The organism is Dyadobacter chenwenxiniae (assembly GCF_022869785.1).
In the GTDB taxonomy this organism is placed as follows: domain Bacteria; phylum Bacteroidota; class Bacteroidia; order Cytophagales; family Spirosomataceae; genus Dyadobacter; species Dyadobacter chenwenxiniae.
Genome location: NZ_CP094997.1, coordinates 4,775,968 through 4,793,527, shown reverse-complemented (window position 1 = coordinate 4,793,527; position 17,560 = coordinate 4,775,968). Strand labels below are relative to the sequence as shown.

Genomic DNA, 17,560 nt, shown 5'->3' with positions numbered 1-17,560 from the left:
GGTTTTTATTTTTTCCGAACCTAAATTAAAACTGAACGGTCGGTGCTTTTTCGGAGCCAGCTGCGGCTGTAAAATATCCTTTTTGGGCAAACCCGAAGACACCGGCGAAAAGGTTATTCGGGAATGTGCGCACTTCCTGGTTATAGTCCTTCACAACGGTGTTAAAATCATTGCGGGCAACCGTAATGCGGTTTTCAGTGCCTTCTAACTGCGCTTGTAATTCAAGGAAGTTCTGATTGGCTTTTAGCTGCGGATATTGTTCAACTGTGACAAGCAAGCGGGATAATGCGCCGCTTAACTGATCTTGTGCGCCCTGGAATTTTGCAATGTTCTCAGGAGTAAGATCGCCTGCATTGATTGTGGTTTGTGTGGCCTTTGCACGTGCTTCGATAACAGCAGTTAATGTTCCTTTTTCAAAATCGGCAGCTCCTTTAACAGTGCTTACCAAGTTAGGGATAAGGTCAGCACGACGCTGATATTGACTTTCCACTTTGGCCCATGATTCTTTTACAACCTCATCTTTACTTACGAGGCCGTTATATTTACCGCAGCCTACGAACCCGAGAATTAAAATTACGGCGATAACTGCAATTAGTCCTTTTGACATTTTTATTCAGTTTAGAGTTAATGAATTAGTTTCAAAGTTGCCCAAAGCTAGTAAAATCCGAAAGAAAAACTACACGACCGGGCAAAGGGCAATTTGTGCATGGAAATAACCGGATAATAGGTTTTTCATGAAAAAATAAGGCTTTGGCATTAGTTTTCACCAACTCCTGCTATGTTATTCCAGCGTCCCCAGTTCACAGAGACTTCATAATCCAGCAAGTGGCTTTCGAAATACATGGCACCCCAAGTCCAGTTGACACCTAGCTCATTTACCAGATAATTGGCACACAATGTTCTTTCTGAGGATGTTAGAAAGCCTGTCATTTTCAGTTTTTCCATTAAAAGATTCACCTCATTATCCGCGGTCTGACCATTGATCCAGGTGTCATAAGCTGCATTGTCGTTTTCCCATCTTTGCAGAAAATTGTGCTTTACACCACTGGGCTTAAACATTCGCGGGCCATAACGCAGTAATGTCCAATGAAAATAGTCCCGGGAAAGCAGATTTTCAATCATTGGGTCACTTTTTGCGTCGTTGATGTGTGCATTTTTAAGCTCGTTATAGATGTATCTGGCGGAAATGCATCCCAGCGAAAGCCAGTCCGACAAGCGGGTGTCCGTAAGCGGATCTGCTGACTCAAATGGCTTCCCGTTTTTTACATGTTCAGCTATATATTGATCAAGAATTTCGTGTGCTAACGATTCACCAGCCTTGCCATTATCCAGAGGTTGATTTATAAATTCAGACTCTTCAATTCCCAATTCCTGTAATGTGGGTACGGAGCCAGCCTCGTATTGCGCGGGAAGAACCAAACTTTGGGACTCTGTCAATGGCTGCTTAACCCGCAGCTTATCTCGGATCTCATTAAAATAAGCTTCAAAATTGGAGGGCAGTTTCGCGATTGGGAAGGGCAGGTCTGTCGCGTGCATGAGTGTATCCATCCAAAACAGCTTAATGTCTATATTCAGTGATTTTAAATTTTTACTTAAAGAAGATTCAATGCGCGTTTCAGCCGGTGCAATTTCCTTGCTCGTGTATACATATTGCGCGTTGTTTTCTTCCGCAAGCTGAGCAACGATATTCTCCGGCATACCGACGCGGATCAATAAATCACCGCCTTTTTCCCGCAGGCGATCCCTTAATTCGAGCACCGCGCCAATCAAGAATTGACCGCGCATGGTGCCGGTTCGGCGGAAGTGTAATTTTGTTTTATCAAATTGTCTGGGGTCGAAAACGTAGACAGGTAAAATCTCGCTCGCTGCCGAAACTGCGGAAAACAAAGCTTCATTATCACGTAACCGCAAGTCGTTCCGAAACCAATAGATGATGCGCTGAGCCATTAATACAAACTAAATAATGCTGAAAATCAATTTTTGAAAATACAATAGTACAAATTTCGAGCCGGGCCATAACAACTGCGCCCGGCCTGAAAGCTTGTTCAGACCGGGCGCATGTAGGGACAATTTAATGTTAGTAACTCAAAATTGTGAATTCTGTGCGACGGTTACGCTGATGTTCCTCCTCGGTTTTTGCATTCGGAATGATCAGCTCCCGCTCTCCATAACCTCTTGCCACCATCCGATCGGCATCAATTCCCTTGCTATTCAGATAAGTCACCGCAGATTCGGCCCGGTTTTGCGACAGTGTCATGTTATAGGCATCCGTGGCACGTGCATCCGTGTGGGAACTCAGCTCAATTTTCATGGTTGGGTTATCCTTTAAAATTTGCACCAGTTTATCAAGCTCAATTGCCGCATCCGGGCGAATGTTGTATTTGTTCAAATCGTAATAGATGTTTTCAAGAACAAATGTCTTATTCAATTCCAGTTTATCGAGTTTAATCGTCACATTGAATGTTGTGTCGGTCAGTTCTTTGGTCAAAAAGATAGGCGGAATCGAGCGTCCGTCCATCGAGAATGGCTCGCGCTTGCTAATGTAACCTTTGCGTTGAACCAAAAGACTGTAAGACTTGCCCTCTTCAATAGGCTGTGTGCCAAATTTTCCATCCCGGCGTGATGGAAGCTCTGCAATTTGCGTGTCGGCCGTGTCCGGATAAATACGAATAACCGCGGAGTCAATCGGCGTGGACGTTGATCCGTTTTCAACCACATTGCCAGCCAGGAAATATCTTACAACCTTTGGCTTACCATTGATATAATTAGGATTGTTTGGATTCAGCGGGCTGTTTGGGTCATTGTTTTTAGCAATCGTTGTGCTATCCTCCTCTTCCGGTCCTGCGAAATAGTAAATGTCATCATCACCCTTGCCGCCTTCCCGGTTGGAAGAGAAAAAGCCTTTGTTCAAATCCTGATAGAATACGAGTCCGAAATCATCTTGCGGACTATTAAAAGGCAAGCCGAGGTTTTCAATGCTAATCACACCTTGCGTCCGGGTCGCGGAGAACAAATCCAGCTTTCCAAGACCTGGATGACCGTCTGACGCGAAGTATAGCTTTCCGCCTTCGGCAACGTAAGGGAACATGTCATCTCCGGCCGTGTTAATGTCTTTTCCCATATTCACGGGCTTGCTAAACCGGCCCGAGGCGTCCATATTGGTTCTGTAAAGATCAATTCCGCCCGCGCCACCTGCACGATTTGAAGCAAAGTATAATGTTTTGCCATCACGAGAAAAAGCCGGTGAGCCGTCCCAGGCGAGGGAATCATTGATAGGCAAAATGGCAGGGGCAGTCCATTGTCCGTTCACATTGCGGCTCAGATAAAGGTCTACATCCAGTGTTCCGTTTTTCTTACCCGTGTTACCGCGCGCAAAAACCAATGTTTTCCCGTCGGGAGAAAATGCGGGCGATGCTTCATTAGCATCTGCGTCAAAAATCTCATTGCTTAATAAAGTCGGCGTTCCCTGGGTGGTACCCGCATCTTCGGAAAGCGCAACCTTGTAAAGGCCTAGCATAGGCTGGCCATTGTTCTTATAGACTTTATCTTTTTTGGAAAACGAAAAAACGAGCTCGCTGCCGAGAATAGTAGGCCCAAATTCAGAACTTGAGGTGTTTAAAGGAATGTCCTTTAGCTCGACATCCATTTTGGTGGTGCGTAAGCGATCAGCAATGCGCAGGATCTCAATTTCTCTGAGCGCTCTTTGCTGTAAGTTTTGCGAAGCAGCCGTGTCCTTTGCATAAGAAGCATACTGAGCAGAAGCTTCTTCGTATTGCCCGGCAGTTTTCAATGCGTAAGCATATTGGAATTTAGCGTCGGGCTTATTCAGGCCTGCGTCAATGGCTTTTTTGTAAAAAGGAATGGCCTCTTTAAAACGATTTGAAAGACGATAGGATTCAGCAATAAGATAATCGGTTTGAACCGGCTCTATATTTGCAGCAGCGGCTTTCTCGAACGCCTTGATTGCCAGATCATATTCACCATTCTCAAATTTCTTTTGGCCGTCTTTATACGCCTGCATGGCTGAGTTGCAGCCGGTCAGATACACACATATAGTAAAAACACTAATTATGAGGGTAAAATAACTTCTGGAAAGTTTCATAATGTAAAGTATAATATCAAATGATTTGACGGGCACACTGAGTTTGGAAAAACAATACTAATAAACAACGTTTGGAAATAAAATTCTGGATATAAGCCGTCAAGATTTTTATTCGGGCACTTTTCTTTCGGAAGAAGGGCTCATATTCGTCGTCAATGCTTCGACCAATATAGGCACGTTAGCAGTGTGTTTTACATCTGAGAATGGATTTGTTTAAATGCTTTTTGCAAAAATTCCCAGTAACGTTTTGTAAATCAACGCCAGCCTGTTACTTTTGCAGTCCGATTTTTCGGGAAAACTGTTTATAAAACAATAGACTGGTGCATTAACCAGATCAAAATCAATTTGTTAAATGCCAACTATTTCACAATTAGTCCGTAAAGGTAGAGAGACCATTACATGGAAATCAAAGTCACCGGCTTTGGATTCTTGCCCTCAGCGTAGGGGTGTGTGCACCAGGGTGTACACGACAACGCCTAAAAAACCGAACTCAGCGCTTCGTAAAGTGGCCCGTGTTCGTCTTTCAAACAACAAAGAAGTGAATGCCTACATCCCAGGTGAAGGCCACAACTTGCAAGAGCACTCGATCGTTTTGATCCGCGGTGGTCGTGTTAAAGATTTACCAGGTGTGCGTTACCACATTATCCGTGGTGCATTGGATACAGCCGGTGTGAACGGACGTAAACAACGTCGTTCGAAATATGGTGCTAAGCGTCCAAAACCAGGACAAGTTGCGGCAGCACCAACAAAAGGTAAGAAAAAATAAAAAAGTAACTCTCTCTGCTTTTATTAAGGAATTAATCTGATAAAAGGGAAGTAATCCTAGATTTAGTCTGGGGTGAATAAGTTGCAAAACGAAACCTCGTGTAAAATTTTAAGTTAAAATGAGAAAGTCGAAACCAAAGAAAAGATATATCCTTCCTGATCCAAAGTTCAGGGACGTACAGGTTACCAAGTTCGTTAACAACCTGATGTACGAAGGAAAGAAAAGCATTGCATTCACAATCTTCTACGATGCGTTGGAGTTGGTTGAGAAAAAAACCAGCGAAAGCGGTCTTGAAACTTGGAGAAAAGCATTGAACAATGTAACTCCATCTGTTGAGGTAAAAAGCCGTCGTGTGGGTGGTGCTACATTCCAGGTTCCTACGGAAGTTCGTCCTGAGCGTAAGCAATCACTTGGCATGAAATGGTTGATCAATTATTCACGTAAGCGCGGAGAAAAAACAATGGTGGATCGCCTTGCTGGTGAGATCATTGCTGCTGCAAAAGGTGAAGGAGCTGCTGTTAAGAAGAAAGACGATACGCACCGTATGGCAGATGCCAACAAAGCGTTCTCGCATTTTAGATTCTAGGAGTTTAAAGTTAATAAGTGTCAAGCCGGATGCTGCGTTAGCAGTGTCCGGCTTTTCGTTTGTAACTGAACGTAGATCTCTGTTTGCTTATGATTGGTAAATTGGATAATTTTCAATCATTTATGTAGCTACGCTCCAACAAACCTGTCATCTGCTATCATGCGAAAGATCTATCTTTTTCTATTATTTCTGCCTACCCTATTTTTGGCCTGTAAAAAGGATAGTAAGGAGGTTGAGCCTAAGCCAGAAGAAGTTCTGACTAATACATCACTGGTTAAAGTTGAAGCCGGCTTCGAAAAGGCCCTAATCAGGCTTGGCATTGACAAATCAGGCAAGCAAGATGGCCTTATTCTTTACCAGGACGTGAAAGATATTGATAGCCTATACATTAGAGGGCAGATTAGGGATGAAATACAGGGACTTGGCGGGATAGAATACTTTACTAATCTAAGGTCCTTGACGACTTTATTTTCAAAACCAGATTCTCTGGATTTGAGCAAAAATACTAAACTAGAATATTTACACATTCAAACAGGAATGGAGGTCGGAGGCGAGCGTAATGCTTTGAGATACTTGAATGTCCGGAACTGTAAAGAACTGAAATACTTAAGGTGCTCTAACAATCTCATTTCTACCCTTGACCTAAGCCAGAACACGCAGTTAAGGGAATTGCATTGTCACGAGAATTTTAACCTTAAAGCGCTTGATCTATCGAAAAATACGGAATTGCTGGTACTTTCTACTTTGATGGGAGATGAATTTAAGGAGATGGATCTTAAAAATAATTTGAAGCTCCGAAAGCTTTTGTGGCAGTCAAGAGGCTTGGGAAAGCTGGACATTAGCAACCTTGATGATCTGACTTACTTATACCTCGGGGTGGGGGATGCGAGCTTCAACTTGGGGAACAAGCCTAAGTTGGACACGCTCATTTTACCTTACACAAAATTAAATTCTCTTGATTTTACAAAAATACCTAATCTTGTGTCACTTGAATTAGGCGAAGGTTTAGAATCAGTTGATCTAAGTGCATTGAAAGGTCTAAAAAGATTATCCTGTATAAATTCGGGATTTTCGGAGTTGAACCTTAGGAGCAATACTTTACTCGCCGAGTTTTTCGGTCATGGGCTGAAACAGCTCATGAAGCTTGACCTCAGTTCTTGCAAAGATCTTAAAAAGCTAACAGTGTTTGATTCCCCGAAACTAGCAAGTATTTGTCTGGCACGGCTCCCGGAGCCTTCGGATTCAAGTTGGCAGAAGCCTGAACATACGAAATTGGAGGTTTGTAAATGATCTATTGCTAGGAGCGCCAGACGTCGTGGGAGCAAATTTCCTGTTTACCAGATATTTCTTTAAAAATTAACCTTCTCATAATTGTTTTTATCATCAACAATTGATACTTTTGCGCTCTGAATTTTTGGAAGTAGTGCGTTTTTTTCGCCTTCGTAAAGTTCAAATTGCTTCTGAGTGAATTGCACATCGAATATAATATAACACATCACCATCTGTCATGGCACGTGATCTAAGATTAACAAGAAACATTGGTATTGCTGCGCACATTGATGCAGGTAAGACAACCACAACGGAGCGTATCCTTTACTACGCAGGTGTAAGCCACAAAATTGGAGAAGTGCATGATGGTGCTGCTACAATGGACTGGATGGAGCAGGAGCAAGAGCGTGGGATTACCATCACATCTGCTGCAACAACTGTTGATTGGAATTACCGTGGTGAAAAATATCACATTAACATTATCGATACACCGGGACACGTTGACTTTACAGTTGAAGTAAACCGTTCTCTTCGTGTATTGGATGGTCTTGTATTCCTTTTTAGTGCAGTTGATGGTGTTGAGCCTCAGTCTGAAACGAACTGGCGTCTGGCTAACAATTATAATGTAGCACGTATCGGTTTCGTAAATAAAATGGACCGTTCTGGTGCAGACTTCTTAAAAGTTTGTACGCAGGTTAAAGAAATGCTTGGAAGCTACGCTGTTCCTCTTCAATTGCCGATCGGTGCTGAAGATACATTTAGAGGTGTAGTTGACTTGGTTAACTTCCGTGGTATCGAATGGAATGAAGAAGACAAAGGAATGACTTTCAGAGAAGTTCCTATTCCTGACGATATGCTTGAAGAAGCAACTGAGTGGAGAGAAAAATTGCTTGAAGCTGTTGCCGAGTTCGACGACACCTTGATGGAAAAATATTTTGAAGATCCTGCTTCTATTTCAGAAGACGAAATTCTTGCGGCTTTGCGTGCAGCAACGATCAGCATGAAAATCGTTCCTATGGTTTGCGGTTCTTCATTCAAAAATAAAGGTGTTCAAACGATGCTTGATTACGTGATGGCTATTTTGCCTTCACCACAAGATCGTGAAAGCATCATCGGAACTGATCCACGTACAGGAAATGAAATTTCTCGTCAACCAACGGATTCTGATCCTTTCTGCGCATTAGCATTTAAAATCGCAACAGACCCTTACGTAGGTCGTCTTTGCTTTATCCGTTCTTACTCTGGATATCTTGATTCAGGTTCTTACGTTTTGAACAACCGTTCAGGAAACAAAGAGCGTATTTCTCGTATCTTCCAAATGCATGCTAACAAGCAAAATCAAATTGATCGTCTTGAAGCAGGTGACATTGGAGCTGTTGTAGGATTTAAAGATATCAAAACAGGAGATACATTATCTGACGAAAAGAATCCAATTATTCTTGAATCAATGGTGTTCCCTGAGCCGGTAATTGGTTACGCTATTGAACCTAAGAAAGCGGCTGACAGCGATAACTTCTCTAAGGCAATTACTAAATTGATCGAAGAAGACCCTACGTTGCAAGTTGAAAGTAACGAAGAAACTGGTCAAACGATCATCAAAGGAATGGGTGAACTTCACCTTGAAATTATCATCGACCGTATGCGTCGTGAATTCAAAGTAGAAGTAAATCAAGGAGCTCCTCAGGTTGCTTACAAAGAGATTCTTACGAAGAACTTTGAGCACCGTGAAGTTTACAAGAAACAAACAGGTGGTCGTGGTAAATTTGCCGATATCGTATTCGAAATCGGACCACGTGACGATAACGAAGAAGGTAAAGAACCAAAAACAGGTTTGCAATTTGTAAATCAGATTGTTGGTGGTACTATTCCTCGTGAATTTATCGCTCCGATCCAGAAAGGTTTTGAAGCGTCCATGTCAAATGGTGCACTTGCAGGATATCCTTTGGATTCTATGAAAGTGCGTATTTTCCACGGATCTTTCCACGATGTCGATTCAGATGCACTATCATTTGAACTTGCAGCAAAAATTGGTTTCAAAGAGGCTGCGCGTCACGCCGGTTCAAAATTGATGGAGCCGATTATGCACGTTGAAGTGCTTACACCTGATGAATATACAGGACCAATCACTGGTGACCTTAACCGTCGTCGTGGTGTGATGAGAGGAATGGATTCACGTAATGGTGCACAGGTTATCAAATGTGATGTTCCTTTGTCTGAATTGTTCGGTTATGTAACGGATCTTCGTACCATGTCATCTGGTCGCGCTACTGCATCTTTGACATTCGCTTACTACGAGATTGTTCCTAATAACATCGCGGAAACTGTAATTGAAAAGGCAAAAGGTTTAGTTAAAGCATAAATGAAATGATCCGCTATCTGTGAAAATAGATAGCGGATCATTTTTATATAGAAGCTTGCGAAGTAAATGGTTCTTTCGCTGGTGGATTGTCGAAACTTGTTTCGTTCAAATGTTCTCAGAACCGGAAATAATAAAACAAAATGAATCAAAAAATCCGTATCAAACTTCGCTCTTTCGACCACAATTTGGTTGATAAGTCAGCTGAGAAAATTGTTAAAGCTGTAAAGGCAACTGGTGCTATTGTTAGCGGTCCAATTCCTTTGCCAACTAAAACTGAGAAATTCACTGTTCTTCGTTCTCCACACGTTAACAAGAAATCACGTGAACAATTCCAGCTTTGTACTTATAAACGTTTAGTAGATATTTTCTCTACAAGTGCAAAAACAGTTGATGCTTTGATGAAGCTTGAATTGCCAAGCGGTGTTGACGTTGAGATTAAAGTGTAGTAAAAGCGGCTTATTAACTTAGGCCAATTACATAGAATTGGATGAAGGTCCTTTTAGGAAACCACATCTGAGCTCATGAAAGTGATTGAACGTAGGCACATTTCGGTGCAGTTTAATTACAATCAGAATTAGAGGTCAGATGGTTCAAATCATCTGACCTTTTTTGCTGATTATCAGCGAGAAATATTGAATAACTGTTTGGATACCGGAATTTGATTTCCTACCTTTGCAGTCCGTTTTAAAGAATAAGGGTTTTACCTGCTAATTTTAATTTCAAAACATGTCTGGTTTAATTGGTAAGAAAATCGGAATGACTAGTTTGTACAATGCTGACGGGCAGGCTCTGGCATGTACTGTGATTCAAGCTGGTCCTTGTGTTGTTACACAAGTTAGGTCCGAAGAAAAGGATGGCTATAAGGCTATCCAATTAGGTTTTGGTGAAAAGAAGGAAAAGAGCTCTTCCCAGCCTATGATTGGTCACTTCAAAAAAGCCAACACAACTCCTAAACAAAAGGTTGTTGAGTTTAAGGAATTTGAAGTGGAGCATGAACTTGGAACTTCATTATCTGTTACGGATATCTTTGAAGAAGGCGAGTTTGTTGACGTTGTTGGTTCTGCCAAAGGCCGCGGTTTTCAAGGTGTTGTAAAACGCCATGGTTTCGCAGGGGTAGGTGGTCAGACTCACGGTCAGCACAACAGAGCGCGTCACCCAGGTTCGATTGGTGCTTGTTCATTCCCATCACGTGTATTTAAAGGTATTCGTATGGGTGGACGCATGGGTAACAATCGTGTAAAAATTCAGAATTTACGTATTCTGAAAGTGATCCCTGAGCAAAACCTTCTGGTTGTTAGTGGCTCGGTACCTGGTTCAAAGAATTCATTTCTAATCATTGAGAAGTAGCACGATGGAACTGTCCGTATTAAATATAAAAGGAGAAGATACCGGCAAGAAGGTAAGTGTGTCAGAAGAAATTTTTGGCATCGAACCTAACACGCACGCGATCTATCTCGATGTGAAGTTGTACTTGGCTAACCAACGCCAGGGAACGCACAAATCAAAAGAACGTGCAGAGATTAATCACTCTACTCGTAAAATCAAACGTCAAAAAGGAACAGGTGGAGCTCGTGCTGGTAGCATTAAATCTCCGGTGTTCATAGGTGGTGGTCGTATTTTTGGACCAAGACCTCGTGACTATGGTTTTAAAATTAATAAGAAAGTTAAGTCATTGGCTCGTAAGTCAGCTTTCTCTGTTAAAGCTCAGTCTGATTCGATTTCTGTTCTAGAAGCATTCACATTTGATGCACCAAAAACGAAATCGTATTTGAATGTTTTAAACTCACTAGCATTAGTGAATACAAAAACATTACTTATTCTTCCATCTGTTGACAGCAATGTATATCTGTCAAGCCGTAACATTCCAAAAGCAAAAGTTACAACAGTGGACGCGGTCAATACGTATGACCTGATGTATGCAGACCGTCTTTTGATAAGTGAATCTGCTCTGTCTATTTTGGAAACCCAATTGAACAAATAATCATGAGTGTACTGAAACGTCCGATTATAACCGAAAAGGTAACGGCTCAGGGTGGTCAAGGAAAATATGCCTTCGAAGTATCCCTTACTTCTAATAAAGTAGAGATCAAAAAGGCTATTGAGAAACTGTTCGGGGTGACCGTAGAAAGCGTTCATACAATGCGCAGCATTGGAAAAAGCAAATCCCGTACATCGGGTGGTAAGTTTGTAAGTGGAAAAACTTCAACTATCAAAAAGGCTATCATCACGGTAGCTGAAGGTGAAATCATCGATATCTACGGTGAAGCATAAGAATAGTTGAGCGATTCAAATCTTTGACGAGTTAATAGCAAATGGCAGTTAAAAAATTAAAACCGACAAGTGCTGGTCAGCGTTTCCGTTCGGCTCCTACATTTGAGGAGATTACTACCGCGAAACCTGAAAAGAGTCTACTGGAAACCATCAAAAGAACAGGTGGTCGTAATAGCCAGGGACACAGAACCATGCGACATATAGGTGGCGGGCATAAAAGAAAGTATCGTGTAATTGATTTCAAAAGAAATCGTTTCGATGCACCGGCCACAGTTCTTACAATTGAATATGATCCAAACCGTTCAGCGCGTATTGCGTTGGTGCAGTTTGAGGATGAAGAAAAAAGATATGTAATTGCGCCAAACGGACTGAAAGTGGGACAAGTAATTGTTTCAGGCAGTTCAGTAGCACCGGAAGTTGGTAACGCACTTCCATTAGGGTCTATGCCGATAGGTACAATTGTTCACAATATCGAGTTGACTCCTGGTAAGGGTGGTCAGTTTGCACGTAGCGCAGGAGCTTATGCTCAGCTTGTTGCCAGAGAAGGAAAATACGCAGTTTTAAAAATGCCTTCTGGCGAAATGCGTATGATACTTTCTACTTGTATCGCAACAGTTGGAACAGTTTCTAATGCAAGTCACATGAATGTGGCATTAGGAAAAGCAGGTCGTCGTCGTTGGTTAGGTCGCCGTCCACGAGTTCGTGGTGTTGCAATGAACCCTGTCGATCACCCAATGGGTGGTGGTGAAGGTCGCTCATCAGGGGGCCAGCCTAGATCAAGAAACGGACAGTTCTCTAAGGGACTTAAGACTCGTGATCGCAACAAGCATTCTGAGAAATTGATTATCAGCCGTCGTAAAAAATAATAGTATAACATGGCACGCTCATTAAAAAAAGGACCATATATCGATTTTCGTTTGGAGAACAAAGTAACTGTGATGAACAGTGCTTCTCGGAAATCAGTAATTAAAACTTGGTCACGACGCTCTATGATATCGCCGGATTTTATCGGGCATACATTCGCGGTGCATAACGGAAACAAGTTCATTCCAGTTTATGTAACTGAAAATATGGTTGGTCACAAATTAGGAGAATTTTCTCCTACTCGTAACTTCCGTGGCCACACTGCAAAAAAAGATAAAGGTAGAAAATAATTAGTCGACGATAGCTGGTTCTGTAACAGGAACGAGCCTATATCTGAAAGAACATGGAAGCAAGAGCTATATTAAAAGATGTGCCTACTTCTCCTCGCAAGATGAGGTTAGTAGCCGACATGATTCGCGGACAAAGGGTCAGCAAGGCGTTGGCACTATTAAAGTTTCAACCGAGAGCTTCTTCACCGGTTTTGCACAAAGTTTTACTTTCTGCAGTTGCTAACTGGCAACAATTGAATGAAGATGCGAAGCTGGAAGACGCTGATCTTATTGTCAAAACCGTATTTATTGACGGTGGACGTATGTTAAAGCGTTTGCGCCCTGCACCGCAAGGAAGAGCACATAGAATCCGCAAGCGTTCTAACCACATTACAATTGTGATTGACGATGCTTCTGTTTCTATCGCAAGCGCAGACAAAGAATCAGTAATCACCGAATCATAAGTAAAACGATCTATATCGAATGGGACAAAAGGTAAATCCTATAGGTCTGAGACTAGGAATTGTTAGAGGATGGGAGTCAAGTTGGTATGGAGGAAAAGACTTCTCTGATAAATTAGTTGAAGATGAGAAAATCCGTAACTACATCAAAGCACGTATCCCAAAAGGATCGATTTCGAAAGTAGTTATTGAAAGAACATTAAAACGTATCACATTGACAATTCACACGGCTCGTCCGGGTATTGTGATTGGTAAAGGTGGTAGCGAGGTTGATAAAATCAAAGAAGAGCTTAAAAAGATCACTGGAAAAGACGTTCAGATCAACATTTATGAGATCAAGCGTCCTGAGATCGATGCGAAATTGGTAGGCGAGGCAATCGCACAGCAACTTCAAGCTCGTATTTCATATCGTAGAGCAATGAAGCAATCAATCGCTTCTGCAATGCGGGTTGGAACACAAGGAATTAAAATTCGTCTTGCTGGACGTCTTGGTGGAGCTGAAATGGCTCGTACTGAAGAGTATAAGGAAGGAAGAATTCCACTACATACTTTGAGAGCTGATATCGATTATGCAATCTCAGAAGCACAAACTATCTACGGTAAGATCGGTATTAAAGTTTGGATCTTCAAAGGAGAGCTTTACGGTAAAAGAGATTTGACACCAAGTGCTGCAACGGCTGCATCTGATAGAGCAGAAAGAAGCGCATCAGGCGGAAACGACCGTGGTGGAAATGATCGTGGCGGAAGAGATCGGAGAGGTGGCGGCCGTGATGGTGGTGCACCACGTGGTGAAGGCGGAGGCGGTGGAAGCGAAGCTGATCGTCGTAAACGCAACGCCAGCGGTGGTGGCAACAATAACAATAGGAATAAGAAGAAGTAATCAGACATTTTCCGATTTCGTATCGGGTCAAATAGATTAAAATCATGTTACAGCCGAAAAGGACAAAATTTCGCAAGCAACAAAAAGGCAAGGGCTCATACAATGGTTTGGCTACTCGCGGACATGAAATCGCATTTGGTTCTTTTGCTATCAAAGCGCTTGAACCAGGTTGGTTGACTGCTCGTCAAATCGAAGCTGCACGTATTTCAGTAACTCGTGCTATGAAACGTGAAGGCCAAGTATGGATTCGTGTTTTCCCTGACAAGCCAATTACCAAGAAGCCAGCGGAAGTTCGTATGGGTAAAGGTAAAGGAGCTCCTGAATATTGGGTTGCACCGGTCAAGCCAGGAACAATCATCTTCGAAGCAACTGGTGTTACTTTGGATACCGCTAACGAAGCATTGCGTTTGGCTGCACAAAAGTTGCCAATCAAAACGAAGTTCGTTGTACGTCGGGATTATCAAGAAGCGAATTAACCCGAATGTTATTAAGAACGCTAATTATTTAAAGCAATGACTAGTCAAGAAATTAAGGATCTGTCGCAGGATCAGCTAAAAGAGCAAATTGCTCAGGAGCGGGAGCGCTTATTGCGATTGAAATTCGCACATGCGATTTCACCCATTGAAAACCCTTTGCGTATTCGTACCTCGCGTAAGGAAATTGCAAAACTCTTAACCGAGCTGTCGGCTAAAAGTAACCAACAGTAAATCAGTTTAGAAATTATGGAGGCAACAGAAAGAAATTTACGTAAAGAAAGAGTTGGCAAAGTAGTGAGCAACAAAATGGAGAAATCCTGCGTGATCACTGTGGAGCGTAAAGTGAAGCATGCCAAGTATGGTAAGTTTATGACTAAAACTACCAAACTTATGGTGCATGACGAAACCAATCAGGTTGGCATCGGTGATACGATCCGCGTGATGGAAACACGTCCGCTTAGTAAGAACAAGCGTTGGAGATTAATAGAAATCCTTGAAAAAGCTAAGTAACAAATGGTACAGCAAGAATCAAGACTGTCGGTAGCAGACAACAGTGGAGCGAAGGAAGTACTCGTTATTCGTGTACTTGGCGGAACTGGCAAACGCTATGCCTCAGTAGGCGATAAAATCGTCGTAACAGTAAAATCAGCTCTTTCTTCGAGCAATATGAAAAAAGGAACGGTTTCAAAAGCCGTTGTGGTTCGTACCAAAAAAGAAGTACGCCGTAAAGATGGAACCTACATCAGATTTGAAGATAACGCAGCTGTTTTGTTAAACAACAATGACGAGCCACGTGGTACACGTATCTTTGGACCGGTTGCAAGAGAGTTGCGTGAAAAGCAATTCATGAAAATCGTTTCATTGGCACCAGAGGTGTTGTAAGAACTCTAGTATTTCTTTGAACTGATAAGAGAATATCTAAAATGGAAAGCAAAAATAAAAAAGCACCAGCTAAGTTGCACATTCGCAGCGGAGATACTGTAAAGGTAATCTCAGGCAATGCAAAAGGTGAAACTGGTGTTATCAAGAAGGTGGATATTGAAAAGCTTAGAGCTGTTGTTGAAGGTGTAAACATGATCACAAAACATGTTAAGCCAAATGCACAAACTCCACAAGGAAGCATTGAAAAGCGTGAAGGTGCAATACACATTAGTAACCTAATGGTGGTTGATCCTAAAACTGGCGAAGCGACCAGAACTGGTCGCAAAGCTGATGACAAAGGTAAGCTTCAGCGTTTTTCGAAAAAGACAGGAAATATTTTGTAATTCTTTGTTCACGTTGAACTTGGAATAGAATATAAACGGTGGGTCGGTAATCCACAATAATATCTTCAAAAAGATGGCACAGCCGAGATTAAAAGAAAAGTATGTAAGCGAAGTTGTTTCGCAACTGAAAGATAAATTTCAGTACAAGTCAGTAATGCAAGTTCCCCGTTTGACAAAGATTGTTATCAATAAGGGAATTGGTGCAGCAGTAGCTGACAAGAAATTGGTTGATACTGGTGTAGAAGAATTGAGCCAGATCACTGGTCAAAAAGCCATCGCAACGATTTCCAAGAAAGCGGTTTCTAACTTCAAGTTGCGTGAAAACATGCCGATTGGAGCAAAGGTAACACTTCGTGGCGATCGCATGTATGAGTTCCTTGATCGTTTGACTGCGATTGCAATGCCCCGGGTTAGAGATTTCAAAGGTATCAGTGACAAAGGATTTGACGGACGCGGAAATTATACTTTCGGTGTTAAAGAGCAAATCATTTTCCCTGAGATTAGTATAGAAAAGGTGAATAAAATCACCGGGATGGATATCACATTCGTTACTTCAACTAATTCTGACGAAGAGAGTTATGAATTGTTGAAGGCACTGGGTATGCCGTTTACAAATGCGAACAAACAAGGATAATTCTTAATATAAGATATTTACCGACAATGGCAAAAGAATCAGTTAAAGCACGGGAGAGAAAGAGAGAAGCCTTAGTAGCTAAGTTTGCTGAAAAGCGTACAAAATTAAAAGCTGCGGGTGACTGGGTTGGTTTAGATAAATTACCACGTAACTCTTCTGCTGTACGTTTGCATAATAGATGCAAAATCACGGGAAGGCCTCGGGGTTATATGCGCAAATTCGGAATTTCAAGAGTTTGTTTCCGGGATATGGCTTCTGACGGCAAGATTCCGGGTGTTACAAAATCAAGTTGGTAAGAATACTTTCAATTCTGATTTCAATTACTTAACTTTGCACTCCCGTTTCAAAGGGGTGTTTAAACTAGGCATAAAAATGTTAACGGATCCCATAGCAGATTATCTGACGAGACTCAGAAACGCTATCAAAGCGAAGCACAGGGTTGTTGAGATACCTGCATCCAACATAAAAAAAGAAATAACTAAAGTACTTTTTGATAAAGGGTATATTCAGAGTTATAAATTTGACGAAGTAGGTCCTCAGGGTGTAATCAAAATAGCTTTGAAATATAATCCTGTGACAAAGCAATCTGCAATTGTGAAATTGGAGAGGGTTAGTAAGCCTGGACTTCGTAAATATTCAGGTTCATCAACATTACCACGCGTATTGGGTGGTTTAGGAACTGTTATCATCTCAACCTCAAAAGGTGTTATGACTGACAAAGAAGCTAAAACGCTTAATGTTGGCGGGGAAGTGTTATGTTTCGTGTATTAATATTTAAAAGTTATTCAGGAAATGTCACGTATAGGAAATAAAATTATCGTTTTGCCAGCAGGTGTTTCTGTATCAGTTGCAGAAGGTAATGTAGTGTCGGTAAAAGGACCTAAGGGAACGCTTCATCAAACAGTTGATAGCGACATCAGTGTTGAAATTGAAGGTAGCGAACTGAAAGTTAGTCGCCCTACTGAGCAGAAGCGTCACAAAGCACTTCATGGGTTGTACAGATCTTTGATCAATAATATGGTGATCGGAGTGGATGCAGGGTATAAGAAGGAGTTAGAAATTATTGGTGTGGGTTACAAGGCAAGTGCGGCAAATAATGTGCTCGAATTGCAGTTGGGATATTCTCACAATATTTTTATGGCTATTCCGCAGGAAATTAAGCTTACAACGACTTCTGAAAAGGGACAGAACCCTAAGGTTATTTTAGAAGGCATCGACAAGGAGCTGATTGGATCAGTTGCTGCGAAAATCAAATCATTGCGTAAGGTTGAACCTTACAAAGGAAAAGGGATTCGTTTTGTTGGTGAGGTTGTTCGTCGTAAGGCTGGAAAATCTGCTTCTAAAAAGTAGTAAGTCAC

At 41.9% G+C, this 17,560-nt stretch carries 24 protein-coding genes; 21 read left to right on the top strand and 3 right to left on the bottom strand.

What is annotated here, in order from left to right; translation table 11 throughout:
* Nucleotides 1-25: 25 nt before the first annotated feature.
* The 3 genes from MUK70_RS20470 to MUK70_RS20460 all read right to left on the bottom strand — a co-directional run bounded on the left by MUK70_RS20470 (nucleotide 26) and on the right by MUK70_RS20460 (nucleotide 4,102).
* Complete coding sequence (locus MUK70_RS20470) at nucleotides 26-607, bottom strand: LemA family protein (protein WP_234654909.1); 582 nt, start codon at nucleotides 605-607, stop codon at nucleotides 26-28.
* A 149-nt stretch (nucleotides 608-756) separates the two neighbouring features.
* A complete protein-coding gene (locus MUK70_RS20465; protein WP_234654908.1) occupies nucleotides 757-1,947 on the bottom strand; it encodes a deoxyribodipyrimidine photo-lyase in 1,191 nt (396 codons plus the stop codon).
* A 130-nt stretch (nucleotides 1,948-2,077) separates the two neighbouring features.
* Nucleotides 2,078-4,102: a CHU_0125 family OmpA-like outer membrane integrity protein gene (locus tag MUK70_RS20460; RefSeq protein WP_445438794.1), complete on the bottom strand. Its 2,025-nt coding sequence runs from the start codon at nucleotides 4,100-4,102 to the stop codon at nucleotides 2,078-2,080.
* 352 nt (nucleotides 4,103-4,454) lie between these two features.
* Here MUK70_RS20460 and rpsL point away from each other — a divergent pair, with 352 nt between their 5' ends.
* The 21 genes from rpsL (at nucleotide 4,455) to rplF (ending at nucleotide 17,552) form a co-directional block, all read left to right on the top strand.
* Nucleotides 4,455-4,868 carry a 30S ribosomal protein S12 gene (gene rpsL, locus MUK70_RS20455; RefSeq protein ID WP_026631225.1) on the top strand — a complete coding sequence of 138 codons (414 nt, stop codon included), beginning with the start codon at nucleotides 4,455-4,457 and terminating at the stop codon, nucleotides 4,866-4,868.
* 118 nt (nucleotides 4,869-4,986) lie between these two features.
* Nucleotides 4,987-5,454: a 30S ribosomal protein S7 gene (gene rpsG, locus MUK70_RS20450; protein WP_234607839.1), complete on the top strand. Its 468-nt coding sequence runs from the start codon at nucleotides 4,987-4,989 to the stop codon at nucleotides 5,452-5,454.
* 204 nt (nucleotides 5,455-5,658) lie between these two features.
* Nucleotides 5,659-6,744, top strand: coding sequence for a leucine-rich repeat domain-containing protein (locus tag MUK70_RS20445; protein WP_234654907.1), 1,086 nt, complete (start codon nucleotides 5,659-5,661; stop codon nucleotides 6,742-6,744).
* Between the two features lie 217 nt (nucleotides 6,745-6,961).
* Complete coding sequence (gene fusA, locus MUK70_RS20440; protein WP_234607837.1) at nucleotides 6,962-9,082, top strand: elongation factor G; 2,121 nt, start codon at nucleotides 6,962-6,964, stop codon at nucleotides 9,080-9,082.
* A gap of 140 nt (nucleotides 9,083-9,222) precedes the next feature.
* The gene (gene rpsJ / locus MUK70_RS20435) at nucleotides 9,223-9,528 is read left to right on the top strand and encodes a 30S ribosomal protein S10 (RefSeq protein WP_026631228.1); all 306 of its coding nucleotides are present in this window, start codon (nucleotides 9,223-9,225) and stop codon (nucleotides 9,526-9,528) included.
* A gap of 280 nt (nucleotides 9,529-9,808) precedes the next feature.
* Entirely contained in the window at nucleotides 9,809-10,429 is a 621-nt protein-coding gene (rplC, locus tag MUK70_RS20430) for a 50S ribosomal protein L3 (protein ID WP_233854311.1), read from the top strand.
* Nucleotides 10,430-10,433: 4 nt separating this feature from the next.
* Complete coding sequence (rplD, locus tag MUK70_RS20425; protein ID WP_234654906.1) at nucleotides 10,434-11,063, top strand: 50S ribosomal protein L4; 630 nt, start codon at nucleotides 10,434-10,436, stop codon at nucleotides 11,061-11,063.
* Between the two features lie 2 nt (nucleotides 11,064-11,065).
* Nucleotides 11,066-11,353 carry a 50S ribosomal protein L23 gene (gene rplW / locus MUK70_RS20420; RefSeq protein WP_056280041.1) on the top strand — a complete coding sequence of 96 codons (288 nt, stop codon included), beginning with the start codon at nucleotides 11,066-11,068 and terminating at the stop codon, nucleotides 11,351-11,353.
* 41 nt (nucleotides 11,354-11,394) lie between these two features.
* The gene (gene rplB, locus MUK70_RS20415; protein ID WP_234654905.1) at nucleotides 11,395-12,219 is read left to right on the top strand and encodes a 50S ribosomal protein L2; all 825 of its coding nucleotides are present in this window, start codon (nucleotides 11,395-11,397) and stop codon (nucleotides 12,217-12,219) included.
* A 9-nt stretch (nucleotides 12,220-12,228) separates the two neighbouring features.
* Nucleotides 12,229-12,507 carry a 30S ribosomal protein S19 gene (gene rpsS, locus MUK70_RS20410; protein ID WP_026631233.1) on the top strand — a complete coding sequence of 93 codons (279 nt, stop codon included), beginning with the start codon at nucleotides 12,229-12,231 and terminating at the stop codon, nucleotides 12,505-12,507.
* A gap of 53 nt (nucleotides 12,508-12,560) precedes the next feature.
* Nucleotides 12,561-12,950: a 50S ribosomal protein L22 gene (rplV, locus tag MUK70_RS20405; RefSeq protein WP_234654904.1), complete on the top strand. Its 390-nt coding sequence runs from the start codon at nucleotides 12,561-12,563 to the stop codon at nucleotides 12,948-12,950.
* A gap of 19 nt (nucleotides 12,951-12,969) precedes the next feature.
* Entirely contained in the window at nucleotides 12,970-13,827 is an 858-nt protein-coding gene (gene rpsC / locus MUK70_RS20400) for a 30S ribosomal protein S3 (RefSeq protein WP_233854315.1), read from the top strand.
* A gap of 44 nt (nucleotides 13,828-13,871) precedes the next feature.
* Nucleotides 13,872-14,303: a 50S ribosomal protein L16 gene (gene rplP, locus MUK70_RS20395; protein WP_026631234.1), complete on the top strand. Its 432-nt coding sequence runs from the start codon at nucleotides 13,872-13,874 to the stop codon at nucleotides 14,301-14,303.
* Nucleotides 14,304-14,339: 36 nt separating this feature from the next.
* Nucleotides 14,340-14,534: a 50S ribosomal protein L29 gene (gene rpmC / locus MUK70_RS20390; RefSeq protein ID WP_233854316.1), complete on the top strand. Its 195-nt coding sequence runs from the start codon at nucleotides 14,340-14,342 to the stop codon at nucleotides 14,532-14,534.
* Nucleotides 14,535-14,549: 15 nt separating this feature from the next.
* Nucleotides 14,550-14,813, top strand: coding sequence for a 30S ribosomal protein S17 (gene rpsQ, locus MUK70_RS20385; RefSeq protein WP_233854317.1), 264 nt, complete (start codon nucleotides 14,550-14,552; stop codon nucleotides 14,811-14,813).
* Between the two features lie 3 nt (nucleotides 14,814-14,816).
* Complete coding sequence (gene rplN / locus MUK70_RS20380) at nucleotides 14,817-15,185, top strand: 50S ribosomal protein L14 (protein WP_026631237.1); 369 nt, start codon at nucleotides 14,817-14,819, stop codon at nucleotides 15,183-15,185.
* 41 nt (nucleotides 15,186-15,226) lie between these two features.
* Complete coding sequence (rplX, locus tag MUK70_RS20375) at nucleotides 15,227-15,568, top strand: 50S ribosomal protein L24 (RefSeq protein WP_233854319.1); 342 nt, start codon at nucleotides 15,227-15,229, stop codon at nucleotides 15,566-15,568.
* A 73-nt stretch (nucleotides 15,569-15,641) separates the two neighbouring features.
* Nucleotides 15,642-16,202, top strand: coding sequence for a 50S ribosomal protein L5 (rplE, locus tag MUK70_RS20370; RefSeq protein WP_026631239.1), 561 nt, complete (start codon nucleotides 15,642-15,644; stop codon nucleotides 16,200-16,202).
* A gap of 26 nt (nucleotides 16,203-16,228) precedes the next feature.
* Nucleotides 16,229-16,498 (top strand): 30S ribosomal protein S14, encoded by a 270-nt coding sequence (gene rpsN, locus MUK70_RS20365; RefSeq protein WP_233854322.1) that lies wholly within the window; start codon nucleotides 16,229-16,231, stop codon nucleotides 16,496-16,498.
* A gap of 76 nt (nucleotides 16,499-16,574) precedes the next feature.
* Nucleotides 16,575-16,973: a 30S ribosomal protein S8 gene (gene rpsH / locus MUK70_RS20360; protein WP_026350532.1), complete on the top strand. Its 399-nt coding sequence runs from the start codon at nucleotides 16,575-16,577 to the stop codon at nucleotides 16,971-16,973.
* A gap of 21 nt (nucleotides 16,974-16,994) precedes the next feature.
* Nucleotides 16,995-17,552 carry a 50S ribosomal protein L6 gene (gene rplF / locus MUK70_RS20355; protein ID WP_234607832.1) on the top strand — a complete coding sequence of 186 codons (558 nt, stop codon included), beginning with the start codon at nucleotides 16,995-16,997 and terminating at the stop codon, nucleotides 17,550-17,552.
* Nucleotides 17,553-17,560 lie beyond the last annotated feature (8 nt).